This window comes from Lacibacter sp., from assembly GCF_057361365.1.
Genome location: NZ_JBMQSG010000015.1, coordinates 167,697 through 191,371, shown reverse-complemented (window position 1 = coordinate 191,371; position 23,675 = coordinate 167,697). Strand labels below are relative to the sequence as shown.

The window sequence follows — 23,675 nt, the reverse complement described above, 5'->3', positions numbered from 1 at the left end:
GGCTCACCCCGTTTTCTGATGCAACTGTTTTATGTTGAAAGAAATAGCAGCTGCTTGTACTTCCCTGAAACGATTACCCGTCCATTCAATTTCCCATTCGCCGGGTTTACCATTACGCATCTTTCTTAATTCTACTTTCCATTTTGGAAATCCAACGCCGGGTAAACCATTCTTTTGTTCACTTGGTAATGAACTTATTTGCCATCGGCTAACACAGGCATTGGTAGTTGTTTTTGTAGACGGCGTTAAAATAAAACCGCTCACATGGCTCTTTTCAACTGCTAATTGTAATCGTCGTGAGTTTGGAAAACTTAAATGATTCAGTTCGGCAACCACTGCACGTAACCCCTCACATTTCAATGCTTCTTCTGTAACCCATAAAAGTTCCTTTTCATTTGCAGGATGAATAAAAATGACCTGTTGAGGTTCGAGATTGTATAACGGGAGAACTGCAGGAAAAACCCTTGGCCTTAAACTGATCCATACAACTACTCCTTTTGCTGAAATACAGGTAGACAATAATCCACTGATAAAAGCATTTGTGGCTGCAACATCTTCCTCCCGGCTATAAATAAACTCGTGAACAGCAGCTGTGGGAAAAACCGCCAGCGGTAAATGTTCTTTTAAAAAACTGATCCCGGGCGGCAAAACAGCCTCTTTCAACTGCTGCTTTGAAGCGGCATGCAACAGAATTTCTTTCTGTAGCTCTGCAATGATATGTGCATTTGCCGGAGACATGGGAGACAAAGGTAAAATAAATACTAAAACTTTTAGTTTTTACTATCCTCAATTAATAACCCCAAAAATGAAAATGGACAAACCGAAAATCGATTTGTCCATTTTTGTGATCCGGATTGGATTCGTTGCAATGCCCTCCCGATTTGGAAATCGGGATGCTCTACCCAGCTGAGCTAACCAGCAACTCAATATATTTTCGGCTTTTCTTCTTTTTAATTTCTAATTCTCTTTTACGGGCAAGGGCTAACTCTTCAAATGGCTCAGCATAAACCAATTTCCAAGGTGCCCCTGTTCTGGTAAATTTTTCTTTTCCCCGATTATGATCATGCACACGCCTATGTAGATCGGGTGTGGAGCCGACATAATATTTATGTAGTTTGATACTAAAAAAAATCCCGTTATTCAACGGGATTTGTGTTTTGTGATCCGGATTGGATTCGAACCAATGACCCTCAGCTTAGAAGGCTGATGCTCTATCCAGCTGAGCTACCGGACCATGCTGGATGTCACCCTTTTTGCAAGAGCGGCAGCAAAGGTAATTTTTTGTACCATTGCATCCAAACGTATTGTGCATGGATGTTCAGATAGAAGATAGTTGGAAAGAAGAATTGAAACAGGAATTCAGCAAAGCCTATTTTCAGCAGATCGTAGCCTTTCTTAAAACAGAAAAAATACAGGGCAAAACCATTTATCCCCCAGGCTCACTTCTATTTAATGCCTTTACACAAACTCCTTTCGACCAGGTAAAAGTGGTCATCATTGGCCAGGATCCCTATCATGGACCGGGCCAGGCACACGGACTTTGTTTTTCTGTGCAGGATGGCATTCAACCACCTCCTTCCCTCATTAATATTTATAAAGAGATAGAAAAAGATATGGGCGTAGGTATGCCGCCGAAGAACGGTAACCTAACTAAATGGGCTCAGCAAGGTGTGTTATTGCTCAACGCTTTTTTAACGGTGAGAGCAAACGAACCCGCCAGTCATTCAAAAATCGGCTGGGAAACGTTTACTAATGCGGTCATCAAAACAATTTCCGATCATAAAAAAGGAGTTGTGTTTTTGTTGTGGGGAAAGTTTGCACAGGAAAAACAAGTGCTGATCGATGAAACAAAACATCATGTATTAAAAGCAGCGCACCCCTCGCCATTTAGTGCCGATAAAGGTTTCTTCGGTTGCAAACATTTTTCCAAAACGAATGAGCTGTTATTAAAAGAAGGACTTGAACCAATAGATTGGAAACTGCCATGAACGTTTTAAAAAATATCCTCGGTCGCATTTTCGCTTTGTGGGCGATGCTTACGTTTATTGCTACCATGCTCATCATATTAATACCAACATGGGCAATGGGATTGTTACCTGAACCTAAACGCACACGTTGGTTTATCGCACTGTCCAGAATATGGATGGGTGTTTGGTTACCACTGGCCGGTATTCGCTTAGTAATAAAAGGAAAAGAAAAATTTAAAAAGGGCGAGAACTACGTGGTGGTGTGCAATCACAATTCTTTTATGGATGTTCCTGTTACATCGCCCGGCATACCTGGTGCCAATAAAACCATTGCAAAAATTGAAATGGCGAAGATTCCTTTGTTCGGAATCATTTACAGGCGTGGAAGTGTGTTGGTTGATCGTAAGAGTGAAGAAAGCCGTTTAAAAAGTTATGCCTATATGAAGCGTGTGCTTGATATGGGTTTGCATATGTGTATTTATCCTGAAGGAACACGTAATAAAACTACGCAGCCATTGAAAGAATTTAAAGATGGTGCATTCCGTTTGGCTATTGAAACAAAGAAAGCTATTGTTCCTGCTGTGTTATTCAACACTAAAAAAGTATTACCGCAACACAAAACCTTTTACTTCTGGCCTTCAAAAATTGAAATGCATTTTCTTGATCCTATACCAACGGATCATCTCAGCAAAGAAGATGTAAAACAACTTCGTGAACATGTTTACGAATTGATATGGAATTATATTGAATCAAGAAAATAACGTTCTTACTGAGGTAAATTGTAGAAGAATTTTGAACGATTGATTCTTAGATCACGCAGCAATCCGGATTTAGGATTAATACTGATACTGAACGAACGATATATACCAACCGGGGTAATATTGATCGCCAGCTGCCAGCAATGCAGATCTCTCGAAAGCGATGTAGTTAAATACTGTAATGTTTTTGTTTGAATATCAAATGTACCATTGGCCTGCACCTTCCACTTCTCCGTTAAATTAAAATCGCCATTAAAGTTCACCGACTGTGTTACCAATGTTTCGAATCCTGAGTAATCACGTTTTAATTGACGGGTAAGATTTAATGAATAGCTAAGATTCAAACTCCAGGGGATATTAAAGTCAGCAAACTCACCCGGGTTACGTTGTATTGCATTCAGTTCACGACTTTGCTCATCATAATCACCATTGTTACGCCTGTTGCGTTCTGTTTCCTGTTTTTCTTTTTCTTTCTTCTCATCTTTTGGTTTACTTCTGAACTGTGTACTCACCGATACAAAGCCACTTGTAAATCGACCCAGGGAAAATTTATCGCCTTGCCACGCATATTGTCTTTTCCTGAAGCCTGTTTGTTCATCAACCTGGTAAGGCGATACGTTTGCACCGGCTGTTAAACTGATCTTTTCAAATAAATTACTACGCAGGTAAAAATTGAAATCACTCAATGCAAATGAATCGGCAAGCATGTTATAACTGGTGCTCACACCAAAACCATCAATAAGACGGATCTTCTTATCACCTGCTTCGGATGTATCTTTTTTATCACGCACTTTCATCTCCAGGTTATTATCAATTGCTAAATTGATAGAACCTGAACGTCCATCGGGAATACTGCTAACCTGCGTACCATTAAATTTGTCGAACCACATTTGTCTGCCGGTTGAATCAACCTGCGCTAAATACCATTTGCTCTTATTCATATCCGGCCGGTATCCTAAACCAAATGTTGGACGAATAACATGACGCAGTGCTTTTACATTTCCTTTTTTAAAATCAAGTTTCCCAAACACAGCTGTGCTGAAGTTTAAACCGAAACTCATTTGACGTTCCTGGTAAAATCCCTTTTTACTGATTGTTTCAACCGATTTTGTTGCAGGATTCCACTGCCGCACAAAAGTGCGTGAGTGCCATGTTTCATCGTAGCTTATTGCCGGCCCAACCTGCAATGGTCCTAATGCTGGCAATGAAAGTTGAATGGGGATACTGTGCCTCGCACTCCATGTTGCCGTATCGAGTAAATGCTTGAGTGTAAAAGTTGAATCAGTAAATGAGAACTGGTTGCGGAATGTACCATTATACGACACACCTAATTTTTCGTACCATTTTGGTGAGCCAACAAATTCTTTTTTCTGAAAAGGATAAAGCGTGTTGACGGTAAAACCAACATCAGGTAAGCTGATATTATACAGTTTCTGGTTGGTGTTTTGATTATGATTTGCAGTAACAGATAAATTAAATGGCTTACCTATCCATGTGCGTTGATATGCAATAGATGATTGCAGAGTATTATTAAAATTCTGTGCTGCATTATTCGGGAAATAGCGGTTGAATAAACTGGTTGCAACGTTTACGCTTGCACTAAATGTTTGTCCGGGTCTTGCTTTACCATCCAATGCATGATTCCATTGAACAGAAAAGTTACGACTTGCCGGTATATAATCGGGATCGCCTTTAAAACCGATTTTGGTATTAAGATAACTCAGGTTAAACCCGCCACTATAACGATAACGTTTACGATAGGTTGGTGAAAGAAACAAACTGTAAGAACCGTATGAATAAACATTGGCCCTGATGGTAGCATCCCAATATTCTCCTATCGTTTTATAATAACCCAATCCTTCTAAACCAAAACCCAATTGGTCGTTGGCAACGGGTTGAGGTGGCAGTAAGCCCGTTCTTCTTCCCTGCTTCATGGGGAATAAACCAAACGGTAAACCAAGTGGTATTGGAATATTTTCAAATTCGGGCCGAACCAAACCTGTAACAGCCACTTTGTTGCTGATGAATTTTACTTTACGTGCTCTGAAAGCAAAGTGTGGCGTATCATAATTACAGGATGTAAACCTTGCCCTTTCTGCAAAAAACACAGTTGGACTAATACGTTTCACTTTCTCTCCATAAATAAACATCTCCCCTTCCTGTGTATAAGTGCCAATAGTTAAACCACGTTGTGTTTTAAAATTATACCGGATGGTATCAGATGTAAAAGCACTCTCGGCTTGTTTAAATGCCGGCACACCAATTCGCTTACCTGCACTGTCTTTGGTAGAATAAGCTGTAAGTATTTGCGTAGGCTGATCAAGCTTTATAACGGAAGCACCTAATTCAACATCTTTAAATTTCACTGATGCTTTATTATAAAGAAAGATCTGTTTGCCGGGTATATCAATCACCATTGAATCTTCAGCTTCAAAATCAACAGGGGCATCAATGGAATCTTTCGATATTTTAAAATCAAACGTATCGATCTTCTGCACCAATGAATCTTTACGTTGTAAAGAATCGACAAGTGTGATTGAATCTTTTTTTATTGGTACCGTGTCAATTAACATTCTGTTTTGCGGCGATGAAGAACCTTCTCTCGTCTGTAATACAGGTTTGTTGATGGGTTGCTTTGTTGGTTTAACGGGTGTTGTATCAGCACCTGAAAATGTTAAAGCTTCAAAAAAATGCGACGTTGAATAAAATGAAGAACGACCACTTACCGTTAGGCCATAGAATAGCAATACTGCAACAGCTACGATGAAAACAGATTTATGATTAACTTTACGGCGTTGGAACATATATGGTGGCGACAAAAATAGCCACAAATGCATTAACGAACTGTGAATGTTGCTTTTGAATTACTAACTCAAAAACGAAATTCGAACTATGAACAAAAACTGGTTTCCCGGAATCGCCTGTTTGCTTATGTTGGGTGTGGTGGCTTTCTCTTTCACCAGTGAGAAAAATAATACAGTTGCTGCAGGAAAAATCAGGACGATTGTAATTGATGCCGGTCACGGTTTTAAAGGAACGGTTGGCGCACGTCATGGATCTTTTGGTTCAGAAGTATCGGAAGACCAGATCTCATATGAAGTAGCCAAACGCTTGGTAACAATTCTTCAGAAAGAAATGCCCGATGTAAAAATTCTTGAATCAAGACCATCCATTTATTTTGTTGAAAACAAAGCCCGGGCTGAATTTGCCAATAATAATAAAGGCGATTTGTTCGTGTCCATCCATTGTAATTTCGTACCCAAGTTGCGGGAGGTGGTTAGGGAAGGTTCACGTAAAGAAACCTACTACGTTACTACGGGTAAAGGCAAAAGCAAAAAACGTGTAAAGAAAACAAGAACAGTTCCGGTTTATAAAACTTATTACCACGCCAACCCTGCACACGGCACAGAAACTTATGTGTTTGCTGCCCACAAGCAAGACGATAAAGAAGATTTTATTCTTGAAAACGGCGACATCTTCAGTAATGAAGAAGATGATGGTACCATTAATGCCAACATTAACGACCCCATTGTTAAGCAGCAGGTAGCTTTATGGACCAAGCAGTTTTTTGGCAACAGCGTAAAACTGGCTTCTATTGTTGAAGAAGAATTTGTAGGCATCGGCCGCTTCAGCCGTGGTGTAAAGCAACGACAGAAAGGTATTTGGGTGTTACAGGCTACTGCCATGCCGAGTATTCTGATCGAGCTGGGTTTTTTATCACATCGCCCTGAAGAAGAATACCTCATCAGCGAACAAGGCCAGCAACAAATGGTTGAAAGCATTGCCCGCTCTATTAAACGCTACAAAGACCTGGTAGAAAAACCAGCCTTGCAAAATGCGGCTAATAATTCCCGTAAGTAATTAGTTTACAATTTTTAACAGCAGTTTCTTCCCATCTTAGCTGTGGCGGATAAACATTTCTTATTTTTGGCTCAGGGAAGGCAACCAAATTGCTTTTCTTTCACCAATTAATGAAAAGAGCCATAATGTTTTCATACAGCTGCATCAGCCGTTTTTGAAGATTTTTATGTCGAGTAATCCTGGTAAGTACCGGGGTGGCTAAAAAGCAACTAATCAAACATGCAACTTTCAAACGAAACCAAAGTAGGCGCCTTAACCGTTATAGCTGTTACCCTTTTGATACTTGGTTTTAATTTTTTGAAGGGAAAAACACTTCTAAAAAAATCAAACGTGTTGTATGCACGTTTCCCCGATGTGGGAGCACTTGAACCGGCTAACCAGGTAAAAATAAAAGGCTATCGTATCGGCAATGTTTATAAAATCGATAAACTCGATAAAAATGTGAGCGAAGTGGTTGTAACCATTAACCTCCTCGACGAGATAAATATCCCCAGCAATTCAGTGGCGGTCATTAATGCCAGCCTTACAGGTAATTCATCCATCAGCATTTTACCGGGTAACTCCAATACCTTTCTTGCAAAAGGTGATACGTTGCATAGTAGTGAAAACCCCGATCTTCTATCTAAGCTTTCAAACAGCATTGATCCGGTAATGGCGAATGTGAAGCAGGCGGTTGATTCATTGAAACTATTGTTGGGGAATGTAAACAGCATGTTTGATGAAAACACGAAATCGAACCTCCGTCATACCATTGCAAACCTGAAAACAACATCCGACAACTTATCGGTAATGCTCAACAGTAAAAACGGTGCTTTGTCAAAAACATTAACCAATGTTGAAGCCTTTACCACCAATCTTAATACCAACAACGAAAAGTTGAATACCACTATCGATAACTTTAAGAACACTTCTCAAAAGCTATCTGAACTTCAGTTAAAGGAAACAGTTACAAATCTTAACAACAGCATCACACAATTACAAGGAATTTTGCAGAAAGCCAATAGCAAGGATGGTTCACTTGGTTTGCTCATTCATGATCCGAAGCTTTATAATAACCTGCAGAATACAACCCGCAGCTTAAATATTTTGCTCGATGATTTTAAACTGCATCCTAAGCGTTATATAAATGTTTCTGTCTTTGGTGGAAAAAAAGATAAAACTGAACCATTAAAAGCTCCATTGGCCGATAGCATCTATAACAATCAAAAATAATTGAACGTGTTTGTTCGCATTGGTTTATTGTGCTGTTTGCTTATTTCTGTGAGTGTATTATCTGCCCAGCAAAAAACACTTCCACCCCGCCCCTCACAAACAAGTGATACGGTAAGGGTGGTTGAAATCCTTAAAACCAATCGTTTCGATTTTAAAACAATTGATTCTGCAACCCAATTACAGATACTTGTAGGTAATGTGCATATACGCCAGGGCCGGACTCTATTTTGGGCCGATAGCGTAGTGTATAATGAAAAGACAAACTTTATGCAGTCCTATGGCAACGTACATATTAACGATGCCGATTCTGTTAACATCTATTCCCAATACATGCAATACGATGGTGCAAAAAAAATTGCCACCTTTCGTGAAAAAGTAAAACTCAGCGATGGCAACAGCACGTTGTACACCGATGAGATGGACTACGATATGAATGGCAAAGTGGGCACTTATCGCAATGGCGGACGTATTGAAAGCAAACAAACCACGCTCTATAGTAAAGAAGGTTTTTATTATGCCGATATCAAAGACATTTATTTTGTTGGCAATGTAAAAATGAGCGATCCTGAAGTGGCATTGGCAAGTGATTCACTGTTATATAATACCAGCAGCCAGGTGGCAACGTTTATTGCACCAACAACGATCAAAAGTGGTCAATCAATCATTAATACAAGAGAAGGTTATTATGATCTGAAATTGAAGAAAGCAAAGTTCGGCAGTCGTTCACGCATGCAGGACAGCACTTCAACCATGATTGCCGATGATTTTGCATTTGATGACAAAACAGGTTTTGGTGAAGCAAAGGGAAATGTACAATATAAAGACACGGCACAAGGTGCACTGCTCTTTGCCAACAGGGTGTTCTTCAATAAGGAGAAAAAGAATTTTCTCGCTACTGAAAAACCGGTGATGGTGGTAGTGCAGAATAAAGATTCCGTATTTATTGCTGCCGATACCATTTACTCGGGATTGATGAGAGATCTCGCCGGTATGAAAAGCGGGTATATCAGTGCTTTTGACACTTTAAAAGGAAAACAAATTATCCAGGTTGATTCAATCTTAACCAACGATTCAAACAATATCATTAAAGATTCTGCTGTTATTATTACCGATAGCTTTGCTGTTGTAAATACAAAAGATACAATTGCAGCCGTTGTTAAAAAACCAGTGATCGTTGCACAAAAAGATAACATCACTAATCCTCCCCCAACGTTAAAAGTAAAGCCAGTACTTGTATTAGGTGATTCAACAAAAATGCCGGTTGCCGACAGTAGCGTTATTGCTGTTATTGATTCATCAACGATCAAAAAAATACGACCGAAAGAGGAAACAGATACGCTGCGATTTATTACTGCATTCAGGCATGTGCGTATTTTTAATGATTCATTGCAAGCTGTTGCCGATAGTTTATTTTATTCTGGAGTGGATAGCATATTTCAACTCTTTCATGATCCTATTGCATGGAGTAAAGGCAGCCAGGTAAGCGGCGATACGATTTTTATTTTCACGGAAAACAAAAAGCCAAAACGACTTTACGTTTTTGAAAATGGTTTATTGGTGCAGAATGTAAGAGAAAATGCAAACTTCTTTAATCAGATCAAAGGACGCACCATCAATGGTTATTTCATTAATGGTGAACTTGATTTTGTTAAAGCAAAAGGAAGCGCCGAAAGTATTTATTACGCACAGGACGATGACAGTGCTTATGTTGGTATGAATCGCACCACTGCCGATATGATCGATATGTATTTTAAAGAACGAAGTCCGCAGAAAGTTAAATTCACCAGTTCAGTAAAAGGCACCACCTACCCCATTCGACAGTTACCCGAGGATCAGAAAAAATTACAGAACTTTCAATGGTTCGAAAGTAAACGACCAAAAACGAAATTGGAATTGTTTCTATAAGAAAACTCAAAACTTTAGAACTTAAAACTTACAAGTTCTTCACTTCGTTGGGTTATCTTCGTGAATGCCTTTCCATTTCCTGAAGCGGGCTTTCATTTCTCCCCTACTCGAATTTATTCACGACAGTCGGGCCGTTGGCATTATGTTGCTGGTCTGTACAATTATATCATTGATCGTCAGCAATAGTATTTGGGGCACGGGTTATCTTTCATTTTGGAATACTGAAGTGCATGTATCATCTTTTCTGCCACATTCAGTTTTGCATTGGATAAATGATGGACTCATGGCCATCTTCTTTTTCCAGGTGGGCATGGAAATAAAACGTGAACTGGTGAATGGAGAATTATCTTCTTTAAAACAATCGATATTGCCTGTTGTTGGCGCTTTGGGTGGTATGATTGTACCCGCTCTCATCTTCACCTTGTTTAACAGCGGAACAAACTATGCAAATGGATGGGGTGTACCAATGGCAACCGATATCGCTTTTTCACTAGGCATTGCTTCGTTATTGGGTAAACGTGTACCTGTTGCGTTGAAAATATTTTTGACTGCACTCGCCATCATCGATGACCTGGGCGCCATTGTTGCCATCGCTGTTTTTTATACCAGCACTATTCATTTGCTCTATTTATTTATAGGTGTGTTCATTTTTACAGCACTCCTTTTATGGACGAGGTTTAAACTGCCTTTTGGCCCCCTGCATTTTTTATTGGGGATTGTCATGTGGTTTTGCTTTTTCAATTCGGGAGTACATGCAACAATAGCCGGTGTATTGTTTGCATTTACTATCCCTGTTAAACGATTGAACGGTATTGAGCATGCGCTTCATAACTATGTCAACTTTCTCATCATACCCATATTTGCCTTGGCTAATACGGCTATACTCATTCCGTCGGGTTTCGTTGGCCACTTAACTAATTCGTTGAGTCTTGGAGTGATGTTCGGTTTGCTGATTGGCAAACCTGTAGGAATTGTTTCCTTCTGTTGGTTATTGGTGAAATTCAAACTGGGCGAGTTAGCAGAAGGTATCAGCTGGAGACACATGATCGGTCTGGGTTTGCTTGCAGCCATTGGTTTTACCATGAGTATTTTTATTTCAATGCTTGCATTTAAGGATTCTTTCACACAGGATATTAGTAAGATGGCCGTTATGGTAGCGTCAGTCATTGCAATCATTCTTGGATATGCCTGGTTTAAATTTTTCATAAAAGAAAAACAATAACATCATTGGCATCATTTTCGGTGATTGTGTTCAACGTTTAAAATATGATGTCGTTACGCAAGCTTCTCTTTATTCTTTTGCTTTCAGTGGTTGGTTTATCTGCGTCTGCGCAATACCGTCACCAGGTCGGTGTTCGCTTAGGTAGTGCCGACCAGGTTGTATCAACCGGTTTTACTTATCGTTATCATTTCAATAATGGTAAGGCAGTAGAAGCTATCGTGAACCTTACTGATCCTATTGCACTTGGCGCCTTGTATGAAGTGTTTAAACCTATTAACGCAGTGCCTAACATGCATTGGTTTTATGGCGGCGGTGCGTATGTGGGTTTTAAAGGCGACGATAACTTAGGTATAGCAGGCATTGCAGGTGTCGATTACCAGTTTACTGACGTTCCAATTAATTTATCTATCGACTGGAAACCTGAATTAAACTTTATTCAATCGGTTCGTTTTCGTGCAGCAACCGTTGCAGTATCGGTTCGATTCTCGTTTCTCAAAAAATAATTTCGTTCTCTTGGTTTCGGTAAAAGGTCTGATCTTCATCGGGCCTTTTCTTTTTCATGAACGCTATTGTAACTTTAGACGATGAAAATGTTTACTGCCGACCAGGTCAGGGCCTGGGATGCATTTACGATTGCAAATGAACCGGTCGCTTCCATTGATCTGATGGAACGTGCTGCAACAGCCTGTAGTAAATGGATACTGCAGCATCAGTATTCAAAAAAGAAACTGCATATTTTCTGTGGCAAAGGAAATAATGGCGGCGATGGTTTGGCCATTGCAAGAATCTTATTACAGGAAGGCATTGCTGTATCAGTTTACATTTTTGAAACCGGTGCAAAGGGCACGGATGATTTCCAACAGAATCTTGAACGACTGCATAGTTACACTTCCGATATTCATTTTATTCAATCAGCTGTTTTCTTTCCTGCATTAACTGCCGATGATGTAGCCATTGATGCTTTGCTGGGCACAGGGCTCAACAAACCAATCGATGGTTTGATGCTTCAACTCGTGCAACATATCAGCAACTCCCCTGCATCTGTAATTTCTATTGATATACCAACGGGAATGTTTGCAGACAAAAGTTGCAAAGAACATACATGCATGAGAGCCGATCATACACTGAGCTTCCAGCTGTATAAACTCTGTTTCATGATGCAGGAAAATGCCGATTGGTTTGGTGAAGTTCATTTGCTTGATATTGGTTTGCACCCGGCATACTATCACGAAACAATTGCCTACCATCAACTCATCGATCCGCAGATCATTCATTCTGTTTATAAGAAAAGAAAAACGTTTTCACACAAAGGTGTGCATGGGCATGCGTTGATCATGGCTGGTAGCTATGGAAAAAACGGCGCAGCAGTTCTATGTACAAAAGCAGCGTTACGTAGTGGTGCAGGGTTAGTTACAACGCATTCACCAAAGTGTGGTTATACTGTTTTGCAATCGACGGTGCCTGAAGCAATGCTTGAACTGGATCATGAAGAGCAACATCTTTCAACAATGCCGGCCGACATGTCGAAGTATACTTCCATAGGTATTGGCCCGGGCATTGGGTTGCATGAACAAACAGCTGAAGTATTGATGAACCTGTTGCACACCGCACATCAGCCAATCGTGCTTGATGCAGATGCATTGAATCTTTTATCGATCAAAAAAGATCTTACTGCACATTTGCACGAAGAATGCATCCTCACTCCTCACCCGAAAGAATTTGAACGTTTATTTGGCAAAACAAATAATGATTTTGAACGCAAAGAACTGGCACTGCAAAAAGCAGAAGAGTTAAATTGTGTAATTGTGCTGAAAGGTCATCATACATTTATTGCTAGCCCTAACGGCGATGCATGGTTTAATAGTACCGGCAATGCAGGCATGGCAACTGCCGGAAGTGGTGATGTATTAACGGGCATTTTAACCGGTTTGCTGGCACAAGGATATAATGCGGAGGATGCAGCCATACTTGGCGTATATATTCACGGTGCAGCAGGTGATATGGCCGCTCAACAATTATCGCAGGAAGCAATGCTGGCAAGCGATATCACCCAACATCTCGGCAATGTATTTCTTCAACTGTCTCAAACAATTTTATAGATGCAGCTGAAGTATGTATTGAAAATTAAATATCTGCTGCTATTTCTACTGTTAATGTTTGATTCTTTATCACAAACAAAAAATGATTCATCAATAAACAAAAGTCATTTAATTGCATTGCCGGTTATTTCCCGTTCCATTGAAACAGATTGGTCGTTTGGCGCAGGCGGCAGTTATACCTTTTATACAACCAGAAAAAAAGATTCCACCACACGCACTTCATCTATTCGTTTTCTTGGAAGTTATTCATTGCGTAAACAATTTTTGTTTACTGTAAGCGGACCCGTTTTCTTCCCCGGAGACAAATATATTCTCAACAGCCATTTTTCATTCAGTTCTTTTCCTGATCGTTTTTGGGGAGTGGGAAATCATACGCCCAACAGCAACGAAGAAGAATATATTTTCAAACAATTCTATGTGCGACTGCATGGTGAACGTTTACTCGCACAAAAATTATTTGCAGGATTGATCTACGATTTTCAACGTGTCATCAACATTAATACAAAGCCGGGAGGTTTGTTCGATCAGCAGGATGTTGCAGGACGCAATCCCTACCAGGTATCAGGTGTGGGATTAAGTTTTTCTTGGGATACACGCAACAATACATTCTGGCCAAACAAAGGACATTTATTTTCATTACAAGGCACGCATTATTCTTCCCTTTTATTTTCTGATCATCGTTTCAACAATATCATTGCCGATGCAAGATGGTTTAAGCAGATTGCAAGAAAACAGGTTCTTGCATTGCAAGGATATATCTTTTTAAATACAGGCGCCGATGTTCCCATACGAAGTATTGCATCACTTGGCGGCGCCGATCGTATGCGTGGATTTTACAGCGGTCGTTACAGGGATGATCATTTGCTGAGTTTACAAACAGAATACCGCATCCATTTATACAAACGTTTTAGTGCTGTTGGCTTTGCCGGCATGGGCGATGTGGCTGGGCGTTTCAGCAAACTTTCATTGCAACGTATAAAATATTCCTATGGTGGCGGACTTCGTTTTGCCGTAAACAAAAACGAAAAACTGCATATCCGTTTCGACTATGGTTTTGGAAATGGTAAAGGCAACAATGGTTTTTACCTTCAGTTTGGAGAAGCGTTTTAAAACAAAGGCAGCCCGTATAAACGAACTGCCTTTGAACTTAACCCCTGCCCGACAGCAGGCGGGAAAAACCAACCAACTTAACTAATCTTGATTTCCTGTTGTTTTGTTTGTGTTCCTGCAATAACAGGTAAGCTCACCTGCAATACACCATCTTCATACTTAGCTGAAATAGCAGAAGCATCAATGGTTTCATCTAACGTAAACGTACGTACAAAACCACCACGGCTGTATTCACGCAAGACCCAATCAAATTTTGGAAAACCATCTGGCGGTGTGTAGGAAATTGTTAATTCATTTCCTTTTACATTCACCGCAAAATGTTCTTTAATTCTGCCTGGTGCAAATACCAGCATTTCATAACTGGTTTCGGTTTTGTAAATATTAACTGCGGCTCGTTGCATTGAACGGTAAAGCAGGTGCCGTTTGCTGCTTCCGTAATGATCGCCTTTTGCGGCGTGTGACTGGTGATACATAGTCATTTCTTTTTTGTTAGAAAAAATGTTTACTCTAAAAAAGACGGTCAGTTAAAAAAAATACTTTACTCATTAATGTCTAAAAATTATTCATGGCTAAAACCAACACTTCTTCATTGTATAACCCGGTTTGTAAGAACCGGGTTAAAGAAAACATTTCGACGGCTGTAACCATGACACTTCATAACAATAAAAAAGCCCGAACAGTTTGTTCGGGCTTCACCGTGATAAATGCTTTTATAAACTTTGTTCCTGTGTGGGTTTACTTTCCGGTTTTATTTCTTTTTCTGTTGGATAATGACCACAACGCTTCCACCACTCCTGTTTGAACTTTGCTTTTTCTTCATCAGTCATATTGCTCCAGTTCTGTTTCCAGCCTGGGCCGCCTCTATGCCTTCCTTTTCCACCAAAACCACTGAACAATATTTTGCTCAATACAAGTATGCCTATTGCCTGCCAGAATGTGATCACATGAAAACCTGTGGCCGGCACCAATGCCGTATTCCACAAAAACATCACGAGCCAACCAAACACAAATACCGCTGCTACGATCAGCACTGGTATAAAGGCCATCCATTTTTTATTCTTATTCCTCATCATCGTTAATAATATTAATTGTTTAAAAAATCGTTGTACAATGTTTCAAGCCTGGTGCGCAGGTGCAATACTGCATACCGCTTGCGGGAGATAATGGTTTTAATATTTTCATTTTCACGGTCGGCTATTTCCTGCAGCGTCATATCTTCCAGTTCGTTCCAGACAAATACGTTTCGTTGTTTTTCCGGAAGCTCCTGCAGCGCATCCATCAATTCATCCCAAAACAATCGCTGCATACTTTGCGTTTCAGCATCTTCATCATCACTCCGGAGTATGGATGAAAAGAAACTGACACCTTCATCATCTTCATAACTGTAATCATCCAGCAACGCATCTTTCTTCTTTCGTGATTTATCAATAATACGGTTGCGGGCTACCCGGTATAACCATCCTCCAATATTATTGATATCATCCACAGCCGGCAAATTGCTGAACTGGTACCACACATCTTGCAGAATGTCTTCGGCATCTTCGTTCGTTTTTACACGGCTGCGTATAAAACCAAACAACTGCCTGCTGTAGTTGCTTATGGTTGATATGATCGTTTGCTGATGAGCCATTGACTCCATGCCATCGTACATTTGTTTAAGAAAGAACGAAGGCTGATTGATTTTACTTTAAAGATGCAGGAAAAATTGGAAACCGGATGAAAGGCAAACTTTCAGACCGACATAGCCCGGTTCGACGCCAAAAAATTATGAACTAGGTTGTAAAAGCTTCTGCTATCGGCAAATGTTTTTTAGTTTTAGGGCAAATGAAGAAAAATTTCCTTTTATTAATTGTTTACTTTTCCTGCGGTTTCATCAGTGCTCAAAACCGACCCGATCCGCAGCCTGCCATTGATACCTACGAAAAGTTTAAACTGGCATTTGCAGGCTATACATTTGTCAATTTTGGAATTGATACAGCTCTTGCTACCATGCAACGGACCGATGTCCATTACCTCTGTGTGAAAGATTTTCATTTACCATTGAATAGTACCGCCGAACAAATTGCTGCCTTTCATGCAAAGCTGAAAGAAAAAGCTGTTACTGCATACGCTGTTGGTCCCATTTATATGAAAACTGAAGCAGAAGTTGACCGGGCATTCGACTATGCAAAACGTGTTGGTGTAAAATTGATCGTTGGTGTTCCGAATTATGAGTTATTGCCTTACGTAAATAAAAAAGTGCAGGAATATGATATGAAGTACGCCATCCATATTCATTGGCCCGACATAAAAACCTATCCCGATGCAGAAGATGCCTGGAATCATATTAAAGATCTCGATCCACGTATGGGTATTTGCCTTGATATCGGCCACGATACCCGCAATGGAAAAGATCCGGTTGCCGATCTGAAAAAATATCACAGCAGGATATTTGATATGCACTTAAAGGATGTAACTGCACCAACGAAACAAGGCTATTCTGTAGAAGTTGGCCGTGGCATTATCGACTATCCTTCTTTTGTAAGAATGATGCGGGAAACAGGTTATTCAGGAATGCTGAGCCTGGAACATGAAAGAGATATGAAGAACCCGTTTATGGGTATTGCTGAATCTATTGGATATATAAGAGCAGTTATAAGGACAACTAAAAAATAAGCTTTCGCCTTTGTGGCCAAACCTCCGGGGTTTAGCAAAACCGCAGGTTATAAACTGAGCTGCGCAATTGTGCGACGCAAAATGATCGTTGGCTTCTTTGTCTGACCTGCATATTGCCAGCGTTTATATAAAATTATATACAGCCGCAAGAAGCCAGCACACTTTACTACCTACCCCCATCTCTACGCCAGCTTCCGATTATCAATCACGAAGGGGATAAGGCCTACTGTTGTAATTTCCTTGAAAGGCGGCAGAAATGAGTAAGCTCTGGGATGAAGAAAAATCAGGGCAACATGCACAATGGCTCGCTGCCCTGATACTTGTTGTAAGGTTTAGTGTATTATCGTATAAGAACTCCAACTGGTTCCATCATATATTCTCACATAATAAGTTCCTGCAATAAAGCTATAGAGATTTATTGTTGTGGAAGTAAGATTTGTGTAACTATAATTTTGGTAAAAGACTGATGTTCCGGTAGAAGCCTGAACTAATTCTATTTGCTTGATGTATGTACTACCACTGCAACTTGAAGCTACATTCACATTCACATAATATGGTGCAGGGTTGGGTGAAACAATAAAGCAAGGATTAGTTGTATTGCAGGCACTTGAAGAATACGCAACAAACATAGACTTAGTAATAGTGCCGCCGCATCCATCTGTAAAGGAAACATTCATCGTTCCTGTGGAAGGACTTGTTCCATTTGGAGAATTTACCACGCACAGATAATCGCTTATATAATTTTGTGTAAACCCTTGGGGTATTGACCATACATAATTAGATCCAGTGGCTCCAGGCGTCATATTAGTAACTGCAAAACCATAACTCTTATTTGGACACCACGGCAAATAACCGCTTATAGAGCCATTAGCATCTAACCGATAATCTGAACCAGTATATGATCCAACATGAATTGCTTTAGTGAAAACATTATTTGTAAAATTACAACCTGTGAGTGTGGCAGTAAGTGTTACATTTCCGTCGGCTATTTTTGTAAGGGTAACACTTTTATCAGGATTTGTGGTGAGCGTAACTATACCAGATGGAGAGGCCGACCATGTAATTGTAACTGCTCCATTTGATGGAAGTTGTTCAAAATAATAATTGTCGCTATTGCAAAATGAACTCGGCCCATTTATTGTAAATCCAGAAGGCTGACATTGGCTGGAACAGTTTAAATCGTTTGGAGTAATGCCCTCCATTTCATTAAATACCCAATTGGCATTTCTTGCTGTAAAGAAGCGATGTTCTTTGTTATACAATGTTGTGCTCCCGGGCCCTGGATAAGATTCTTGTGCTTTAAATGTTTGTGCACGGGAAGGATTACCAGGACTTACTCCCCCACTATAGGTTGCAAACAATGAGGTATTATCAGCTGTTGTAATGTCCAATGAACTCGTAATGGGAACAAAACAAATTTTTTCTTGCAGTGTATAGTTCACATTGGTAATACTTAATCCTAAAGGCACAACGAGATTACGTGAATTTTTATCCCCTAACCTTTTTGCGACATCGACCGTTCCACCAGGCGCACCATCCAAAGGCAAAGCCCCAGTCGGAGAATATGCATCGAAGCTTTCTAATGTTTTAGTAAAATTGATAGCACCCCATAGCATATTTATTGAACGGGATATTTCTAAATGAGCAATGTTGCTTGAAAAGCCATTTGCAGGTAATGATTTTACAATTGCGGTCAGTTTTATAGCACCTCCTGTAAAAGGGAAAAAAGGTAGCGGAACCACGGTGAAACCTGAAACATTTATAATATCTGACCCCGCAGCAAATAAAGGAACCCCGCATTCTGAACCCGATGCAATGGCAATAAACCTGTAAGTTGGCTGCGGATCTGTTGGAGCAAAAGTCACCTTGTTACGATAAGTTGTTGCGAGAAAAGTATTTGCTGAATAAGTTGTGGGACTTGTTGCTTTATAAATTAGTAATTCTGCACTGGCAGGCTCATCCAATAAGGCATTTCCCTGCCTCACAATATCAAGTTCATTTAGAATCATACCACCAATCCCCCCTCTGGTTGCCAGAAAACGGGTCATATATTGTAAGCCTAATGGTGTATTGGCACCTTGATGAGGACTGTCATGACTGATAAGTAAGCGAGTACCCGTAGCGATATTTTGTTTTGTTAAATCGGCCAGTGCATAACGGGTGATCATCCCACCCATGCTTAAGCCCAACACTACATTATCTTGTGGGTTCGGGTTACCCGCCTTAGTTTGATTTACCCAACCCAGCACCTGTTGAAACAAAGCGGCATTACGCTGTAGATTATCAGTACCGTTATTGAAGTCAAGGAACACCAGATCGTAACCTGCGATGTCGTCCAGATTTCCTACAAAATCATAATTTTCTGGTTGATTTCGAATAAGCCTTAATAATTCAAGATAATCAAGCGGGTCTTTTATACTTGGTGCAACCCTGCTTGCATCGTACCCTTCCACAATTATAAACGGTTTGTTCAATGTTCGTTCCGTGCCTTTGCGGCTATACCATACGGTTACCTTTCCACCGCTGTGTGCCCAGGGCCCGGGTCCAAGCACTTCATTAAATTGTTGCTCAATAATGTCCGGGTTACTCCCATATCTTGATGGCACATTACTGGTTGCAGCGATATCTGTTACCTGGAAGTCCGTATAACATTCATACACACTGTTATCGGTACAGGTAAGTTTTACTTTCCAGCGTTTATAACCCGTATCGGTATAGGTTTTAGTAAATGGCGTATTCAACGATATTACCACATAACCATTACGATCGTTAAAATCAACGTGGATGGTACTAATGGTTTTGCCGCTGTTTGTATAAAACAGATCCGCTTTAAAAAGCACCTGCACAGTTCCCGTATTGCTATGGTTTACGGCAGGCGTGGCACCAAATAAAAGTCTTTGCTGATAGGGACTTTGAGAACGGCCAGGCACATCAAATATCTGGTTGTTACTTACGGTAAACAGATTTTGTTGTACAGCATTTTGGTTGAGAATGCTATAATTCATAAGTAATAATGGCACAGCAAAAATATTTGCGGCATTATTACCAGCTGTTTTCACGCTGGTAATTACAGTAGGGAGCGAAGGCAATGATGATGTGCCGTAAATTTTGGAAGCTTTTATTTGTCCGTAGATCAATTGCCAACTATCAAAATTAAAACGGTTACTGTCTGTAAGTAGACCATTAAAAGAAGTAAAGGGTACAAAGCCGGGACCGTATTCTTCGAGGTAGCCAGTAGGTATCTGGCTTTTGTCTACATGCTGGAAAATGGCATCTAATTCATTTCTTAATACATCGGTAGTTTGGGCTTTCAGGTAAAGGCAAAAGAATACCTGTACAAGCAACATGCTTGTAAAACATTTCTTCATAAATGATAAATTTTTGATTAATATTTCATGTCAAATCTTCCTTGGGTTATTCTCACTTCTTGGCAATTAGCTTTTATTAAAGAAAACTCGAATGCTCCCGAAATAATTCTTTTCTGCTTGTCAAGTTTAGTAATATGTAAAAAGGCATTGTGATTGGGTATAGTGTCGTACCATTCATAAAAGCATGAGCCGCTTGGACGAATAGCGATATCATATCTTCCAATTTTTTCAGAAGTTATATTTAACTTATACATTCCAACAGCCGTTATATTATTTCCTGCAACTACAAATCCTGTTGATGTTGTAGAATTGGGTTCATATCTATATCCGTTTATATTAAAAGCCCCTCCCAAAAATGACTCATCATAACTACAACTCAGGTTTGGGTAACCGTTATCACCTCTGGGTAACCAGACTTTTCCATTTACTAAAAAGCCACAGGTGTTTTTCCCTTCCTGTGAAGCTTCAGGTAATTTTTCGCCAAACAAACCGCCTTTTTTACAGTTGCTGCTGCATGTAAGAATGAGCACTAAAATTGTTATAAGAGAAATATGTTTCATGGTTTATACTTTAGAACTTTAGTGATTAATATTTCATGTCAAATCTTCCTTGGGTAATGCGAATCGTTCACAGCCTGTTCCTACTCTTGTAAGTGAAAATTCAAAGGTTCCTGAAACAATTCGATTTATTTTATCAAGCTTTGTAATTTTTAAGTACGCATTGTGATTAGGAACTGTATCATACCATTCATATATCCAGCAATTTGAAGATGTAGAATTGTAAGTGGCAATTAAGCCTGAGGAAAGATTCAGTTTGTAGCTGCCAACTGTTTGGATATTATTACCCCAACCGCAAAACCACTGGAATTAGTTGCACCTTGTTCGTATCTATAACCCGCAATACTAAATGCTCCTCCAAAATATGTTTCATCATAATCGCAGACCAAATTTGAAAACCCGTTATCACCTCTAGGTAACCAGACTTTCCCATTTACTAAAAAGCCACAAGTGTTTTTCCCTTCCTGTGTAGCTGCAGATAATTTTTCGCCAAACAAACCGCCTTTTTTGCAGTTGTTATTACTAATAATTATTATGAGGAGCATTGGGATGAGATTAGTATGTTTCAGGCGCATCGTTATCAAATAATGATAGCATAAAGCTATAATGTCATTTAAACATATTTTCACCAATCTTTCTCGTTATAAACGAAATACTATCTTGTTTTCTCGTTTAACGATAATTTTATTGATTATTGTAGCCTTTTTCTACTTTTAAGAGTATTTCTCAAATATGGAACAGATGCAACAACCTCAAACAGAATTTCTAAAACAGTTACAGGGTAAATTGCCAACGAATCTAAAATTGCCTGATGCCATTGCAGATATTCTTGCAATCAGCAGAAGCGAAGCATATAAAAAGATCACAGGCAAAGCTCTTCTCACTTTACCGCAGATACAATTGTTATGCGATCACTTTAATGTCAATTTTGCCATTCATGGGCAGCAAAACAGAAACAGTAGTATTATCAGCTTTGCACCATTTCACACTGGAAAGATTGGCGTTAAGGAATATGTTGACAGTCTTGAAAAATTCTTACAGGACATTGCAGAATCGAACCAACGAAAACTTCTTTGTGCTACTGACGACATTCCCCTTTTTCATCTTTTTCAATATCCTGAACTCACTGCTTTTAAATTGCATTTCTGGCAAATGCGTGTGATTGATAAAGCTCCTTTTAAATTTAAAATGAACGATTGGCGGCCAGCGATCTTACATCCTGCCGCTCACATGCATGAGCTGTATTTGCAAATCCCCAGTGTTGAGGTATGGACAAAAACAAGTCTGCTAAACACACTTGAACAGATTAAGTATGCTGCCGAAGCAGGTATTATTACTGATAAAAAGTTTGGGCGTTTGATTTGCTCCCAACTAAGAGAAGCCTTGAGTAATATTGAAGTTTATGCCGTTAACCGCAGCAAACAACTAAACAAAGAAGTACTGTTCGATTGGTATTTTTATGATATTATTGGCACTATCACTTTCCTCGCTGAAATGGATGGCAAATTGGCAACCTATGTACGTTTTAATACTTTTAATACTATTCGTGAAGAAAACGGGCCATTATGCACCGAAGTAAAGCATTGGTTAAATAGTCTCATACAGGACGCCACAGGTTTTAGCGGCCAGGGCAGTGTTCAACGCAATAAATACTTAGCAAAAGCATTTGAGCAGTGCGATGCAATGGCCGATTTGTTTTGAAACAATATCTTTTTTCCTGTTTTCCTAGAAAGACTTGGCATAGGATTTTACTTTTTATTAAGTATCTTCTCTAGCAATGCTACCTTCTCCCGTTCTGTTTGTAGCAATCGCTCATAAAGCTTCTTATTTTCTTCAATTGCTTCAATCCATCTTTCAATTGGGTTAATTACAGGATCATATTGAAAAAAAGCAACATTATCATTGTTTGTAACTGTATTGCCAATTACATTATATGCAGCTTCTTCAGTGAAGTTTTTTATTGCATCAACAGGCACTTTCAACGCCTTGGCCACATCCTCCAAAATCGGAGTTTCAATGCTTTCCTTTGCTTCCAGTAAAGAAATTTTCTTTTGATTCCATTCATCACCTAACGCACTTGCAAGCGCCTCCTGCTTTATACCCAGCATTTCACGGAATCGTTTTACGTTGCGGCCTTCATGTATTGTTTTCTCAGTCATGGTCATTAGGTTAATGAGTTACTATCCAACAGCGTTAAAATCAAAGATAACTTTCAGTAAGATAAAAATAATACATCCATTAATTAACAGCTAAACTAAAATACACAACGATTAGTATAAAATATCCTCAACCAAAATAGGACAGACAACAAGAGCATCGTTATTTTATCAAACTTAAAATGCTGAACATACATCTATCCCAACCTTTATTTTCAATGCTAATCAAAACAATTTTGGCAAAAACGATAACCCTGCTTCCCAGTCTTTTGAAAAAGGGCAACTTGCCTTCCACATCGGTCAATGCCTTCAACCCATCCCACCCAAACAACTCTGCCGCTGCCTTTGGGAAAGCTTCCTTCACGCCAAACTTCAACGGACTTGTAACCGAAATGCTGGTTTTATTCGCCCGGCTCGATGCTGAGGGAAGACAGGCTAGCCGGAATTGTATAGCTTTTTTAAGATTAACCGTTCAGGATGAATAGCTAATTCAGGATTTATTCACTCACCTGTATAGTTATTTTAGGACTAGACATTTCTTCATCTTGACCCATCCTCAAGGCAGGATACTCCCACCATACTAGCTAGATAAAGCGTACTTAAAGCGTTAACGACGTATAAATCCGACAGCCGAAGCAAGCCGCTGCTTCCACCTCAAGGCCGGATTGTGCTATCGGCAACCAAATATCATATATCAAAAATCATAAATCAGACATCGACTTCTCCCGTTTTCCCCACCCTCCAACAGTACCTTCATTTTTACCCTCATTCCCCTATCTTTGCCGCCCTCGATCTCCCAGCTGTA

At 39.7% G+C, this 23,675-nt stretch carries 21 protein-coding genes and 2 tRNA genes; 11 read left to right on the top strand and 12 right to left on the bottom strand.

Features of this window, described 5'->3' with window-relative positions; all coding sequences use genetic code 11:
- Nucleotides 1–3: 3 nt before the first annotated feature.
- From ACO1QW_RS14630 to ACO1QW_RS14615, 4 genes are all read right to left on the bottom strand, one after another.
- Complete coding sequence (locus ACO1QW_RS14630) at nt 4–738, bottom strand: ImuA family protein (protein ID WP_486259751.1); 735 nt, start codon at nt 736–738, stop codon at nt 4–6.
- 107 nt (nt 739–845) lie between these two features.
- Nucleotides 846–917 (bottom strand) — tRNA-OTHER (locus ACO1QW_RS14625).
- On the bottom strand, nt 899–1,144 hold the full coding sequence (locus tag ACO1QW_RS14620) for a GIY-YIG nuclease family protein (RefSeq protein ID WP_486259749.1): 246 nt from the start codon (nt 1,142–1,144) through the stop codon (nt 899–901). Before ACO1QW_RS14620 ends, ACO1QW_RS14625 begins: the two co-directional genes overlap by 19 nt.
- Nucleotides 1,145–1,160: 16 nt before the next feature.
- A tRNA-Arg gene (locus tag ACO1QW_RS14615) sits at nt 1,161–1,234 on the bottom strand.
- Between the two features lie 76 nt (nt 1,235–1,310).
- On the opposite strand from ACO1QW_RS14615, the gene ung reads away from it, so the two are divergent.
- Both ung and ACO1QW_RS14605 read left to right on the top strand, forming a co-directional pair.
- Nucleotides 1,311–1,988, top strand: coding sequence for a uracil-DNA glycosylase (ung, locus tag ACO1QW_RS14610; protein ID WP_486259747.1), 678 nt, complete (start codon nt 1,311–1,313; stop codon nt 1,986–1,988).
- Complete coding sequence (locus ACO1QW_RS14605; protein WP_486259745.1) at nt 1,985–2,728, top strand: lysophospholipid acyltransferase family protein; 744 nt, start codon at nt 1,985–1,987, stop codon at nt 2,726–2,728. Before ung ends, ACO1QW_RS14605 begins: the two co-directional genes overlap by 4 nt.
- Before the next feature lie 5 nt (nt 2,729–2,733).
- Here the strand turns inward: ACO1QW_RS14605 and ACO1QW_RS14600 are convergent, their stop codons facing one another.
- On the bottom strand, nt 2,734–5,562 hold the full coding sequence (locus ACO1QW_RS14600) for a putative LPS assembly protein LptD (protein WP_486259743.1): 2,829 nt from the start codon (nt 5,560–5,562) through the stop codon (nt 2,734–2,736).
- A gap of 55 nt (nt 5,563–5,617) precedes the next feature.
- On the opposite strand from ACO1QW_RS14600, the gene ACO1QW_RS14595 reads away from it, so the two are divergent.
- The 7 genes from ACO1QW_RS14595 (at nt 5,618) to ACO1QW_RS14565 (ending at nt 14,134) form a co-directional block, all read left to right on the top strand.
- Entirely contained in the window at nt 5,618–6,586 is a 969-nt protein-coding gene (locus ACO1QW_RS14595; RefSeq protein ID WP_486259741.1) for an N-acetylmuramoyl-L-alanine amidase family protein, read from the top strand.
- A 219-nt stretch (nt 6,587–6,805) separates the two neighbouring features.
- Nucleotides 6,806–7,798, top strand: coding sequence for an MlaD family protein (locus tag ACO1QW_RS14590; protein WP_486259740.1), 993 nt, complete (start codon nt 6,806–6,808; stop codon nt 7,796–7,798).
- A gap of 6 nt (nt 7,799–7,804) precedes the next feature.
- Entirely contained in the window at nt 7,805–9,703 is a 1,899-nt protein-coding gene (locus ACO1QW_RS14585; protein WP_486259739.1) for an OstA-like protein, read from the top strand.
- A gap of 64 nt (nt 9,704–9,767) precedes the next feature.
- Nucleotides 9,768–10,925: a Na+/H+ antiporter NhaA gene (gene nhaA, locus ACO1QW_RS14580; RefSeq protein WP_486259737.1), complete on the top strand. Its 1,158-nt coding sequence runs from the start codon at nt 9,768–9,770 to the stop codon at nt 10,923–10,925.
- A gap of 44 nt (nt 10,926–10,969) precedes the next feature.
- Entirely contained in the window at nt 10,970–11,428 is a 459-nt protein-coding gene (locus ACO1QW_RS14575; protein WP_486259735.1) for a hypothetical protein, read from the top strand.
- An 81-nt stretch (nt 11,429–11,509) separates the two neighbouring features.
- On the top strand, nt 11,510–13,024 hold the full coding sequence (locus tag ACO1QW_RS14570; protein WP_486259733.1) for an NAD(P)H-hydrate dehydratase: 1,515 nt from the start codon (nt 11,510–11,512) through the stop codon (nt 13,022–13,024).
- Nucleotides 13,025–14,134, top strand: a complete 1,110-nt coding sequence (locus tag ACO1QW_RS14565; RefSeq protein WP_486259731.1) for a BamA/TamA family outer membrane protein — start codon at nt 13,025–13,027, stop codon at nt 14,132–14,134.
- Nucleotides 14,135–14,211: 77 nt separating this feature from the next.
- Here ACO1QW_RS14565 and ACO1QW_RS14560 read toward each other — a convergent pair whose 3' ends face one another.
- From ACO1QW_RS14560 to ACO1QW_RS14550, 3 genes are all read right to left on the bottom strand, one after another.
- Nucleotides 14,212–14,607 carry an Hsp20/alpha crystallin family protein gene (locus ACO1QW_RS14560; RefSeq protein WP_486259729.1) on the bottom strand — a complete coding sequence of 132 codons (396 nt, stop codon included), beginning with the start codon at nt 14,605–14,607 and terminating at the stop codon, nt 14,212–14,214.
- A gap of 237 nt (nt 14,608–14,844) precedes the next feature.
- Complete coding sequence (locus ACO1QW_RS14555; protein ID WP_486259727.1) at nt 14,845–15,207, bottom strand: hypothetical protein; 363 nt, start codon at nt 15,205–15,207, stop codon at nt 14,845–14,847.
- A gap of 11 nt (nt 15,208–15,218) precedes the next feature.
- On the bottom strand, nt 15,219–15,773 hold the full coding sequence (locus ACO1QW_RS14550; protein WP_486259725.1) for an RNA polymerase sigma factor: 555 nt from the start codon (nt 15,771–15,773) through the stop codon (nt 15,219–15,221).
- 185 nt (nt 15,774–15,958) lie between these two features.
- Between ACO1QW_RS14550 and ACO1QW_RS14545 the strand changes: the two genes are divergently transcribed.
- The gene (locus tag ACO1QW_RS14545) at nt 15,959–16,789 is read left to right on the top strand and encodes a sugar phosphate isomerase/epimerase family protein (RefSeq protein ID WP_486259723.1); all 831 of its coding nucleotides are present in this window, start codon (nt 15,959–15,961) and stop codon (nt 16,787–16,789) included.
- 332 nt (nt 16,790–17,121) lie between these two features.
- Here ACO1QW_RS14545 and ACO1QW_RS14540 read toward each other — a convergent pair whose 3' ends face one another.
- The 3 genes from ACO1QW_RS14540 to ACO1QW_RS14530 form a co-directional block, all read right to left on the bottom strand.
- Nucleotides 17,122–20,157, bottom strand: coding sequence for a hypothetical protein (locus ACO1QW_RS14540; RefSeq protein ID WP_486259721.1), 3,036 nt, complete (start codon nt 20,155–20,157; stop codon nt 17,122–17,124).
- Between the two features lie 17 nt (nt 20,158–20,174).
- The gene (locus tag ACO1QW_RS14535; protein ID WP_486259719.1) at nt 20,175–20,717 is read right to left on the bottom strand and encodes a Riean_0653 family protein; all 543 of its coding nucleotides are present in this window, start codon (nt 20,715–20,717) and stop codon (nt 20,175–20,177) included.
- A 248-nt stretch (nt 20,718–20,965) separates the two neighbouring features.
- Nucleotides 20,966–21,259 carry a Riean_0653 family protein gene (locus tag ACO1QW_RS14530; protein ID WP_486259717.1) on the bottom strand — a complete coding sequence of 98 codons (294 nt, stop codon included), beginning with the start codon at nt 21,257–21,259 and terminating at the stop codon, nt 20,966–20,968.
- Nucleotides 21,260–21,455: 196 nt separating this feature from the next.
- On the opposite strand from ACO1QW_RS14530, the gene ACO1QW_RS14525 reads away from it, so the two are divergent.
- The gene (locus ACO1QW_RS14525) at nt 21,456–22,415 is read left to right on the top strand and encodes a hypothetical protein (RefSeq protein WP_486259715.1); all 960 of its coding nucleotides are present in this window, start codon (nt 21,456–21,458) and stop codon (nt 22,413–22,415) included.
- A 47-nt stretch (nt 22,416–22,462) separates the two neighbouring features.
- On the opposite strand, the gene ACO1QW_RS14520 is transcribed toward ACO1QW_RS14525, so the two are convergent.
- Nucleotides 22,463–22,873, bottom strand: coding sequence for a helix-turn-helix domain-containing protein (locus ACO1QW_RS14520; protein ID WP_486259713.1), 411 nt, complete (start codon nt 22,871–22,873; stop codon nt 22,463–22,465).
- Nucleotides 22,874–23,675: the final 802 nt, after the last annotated feature.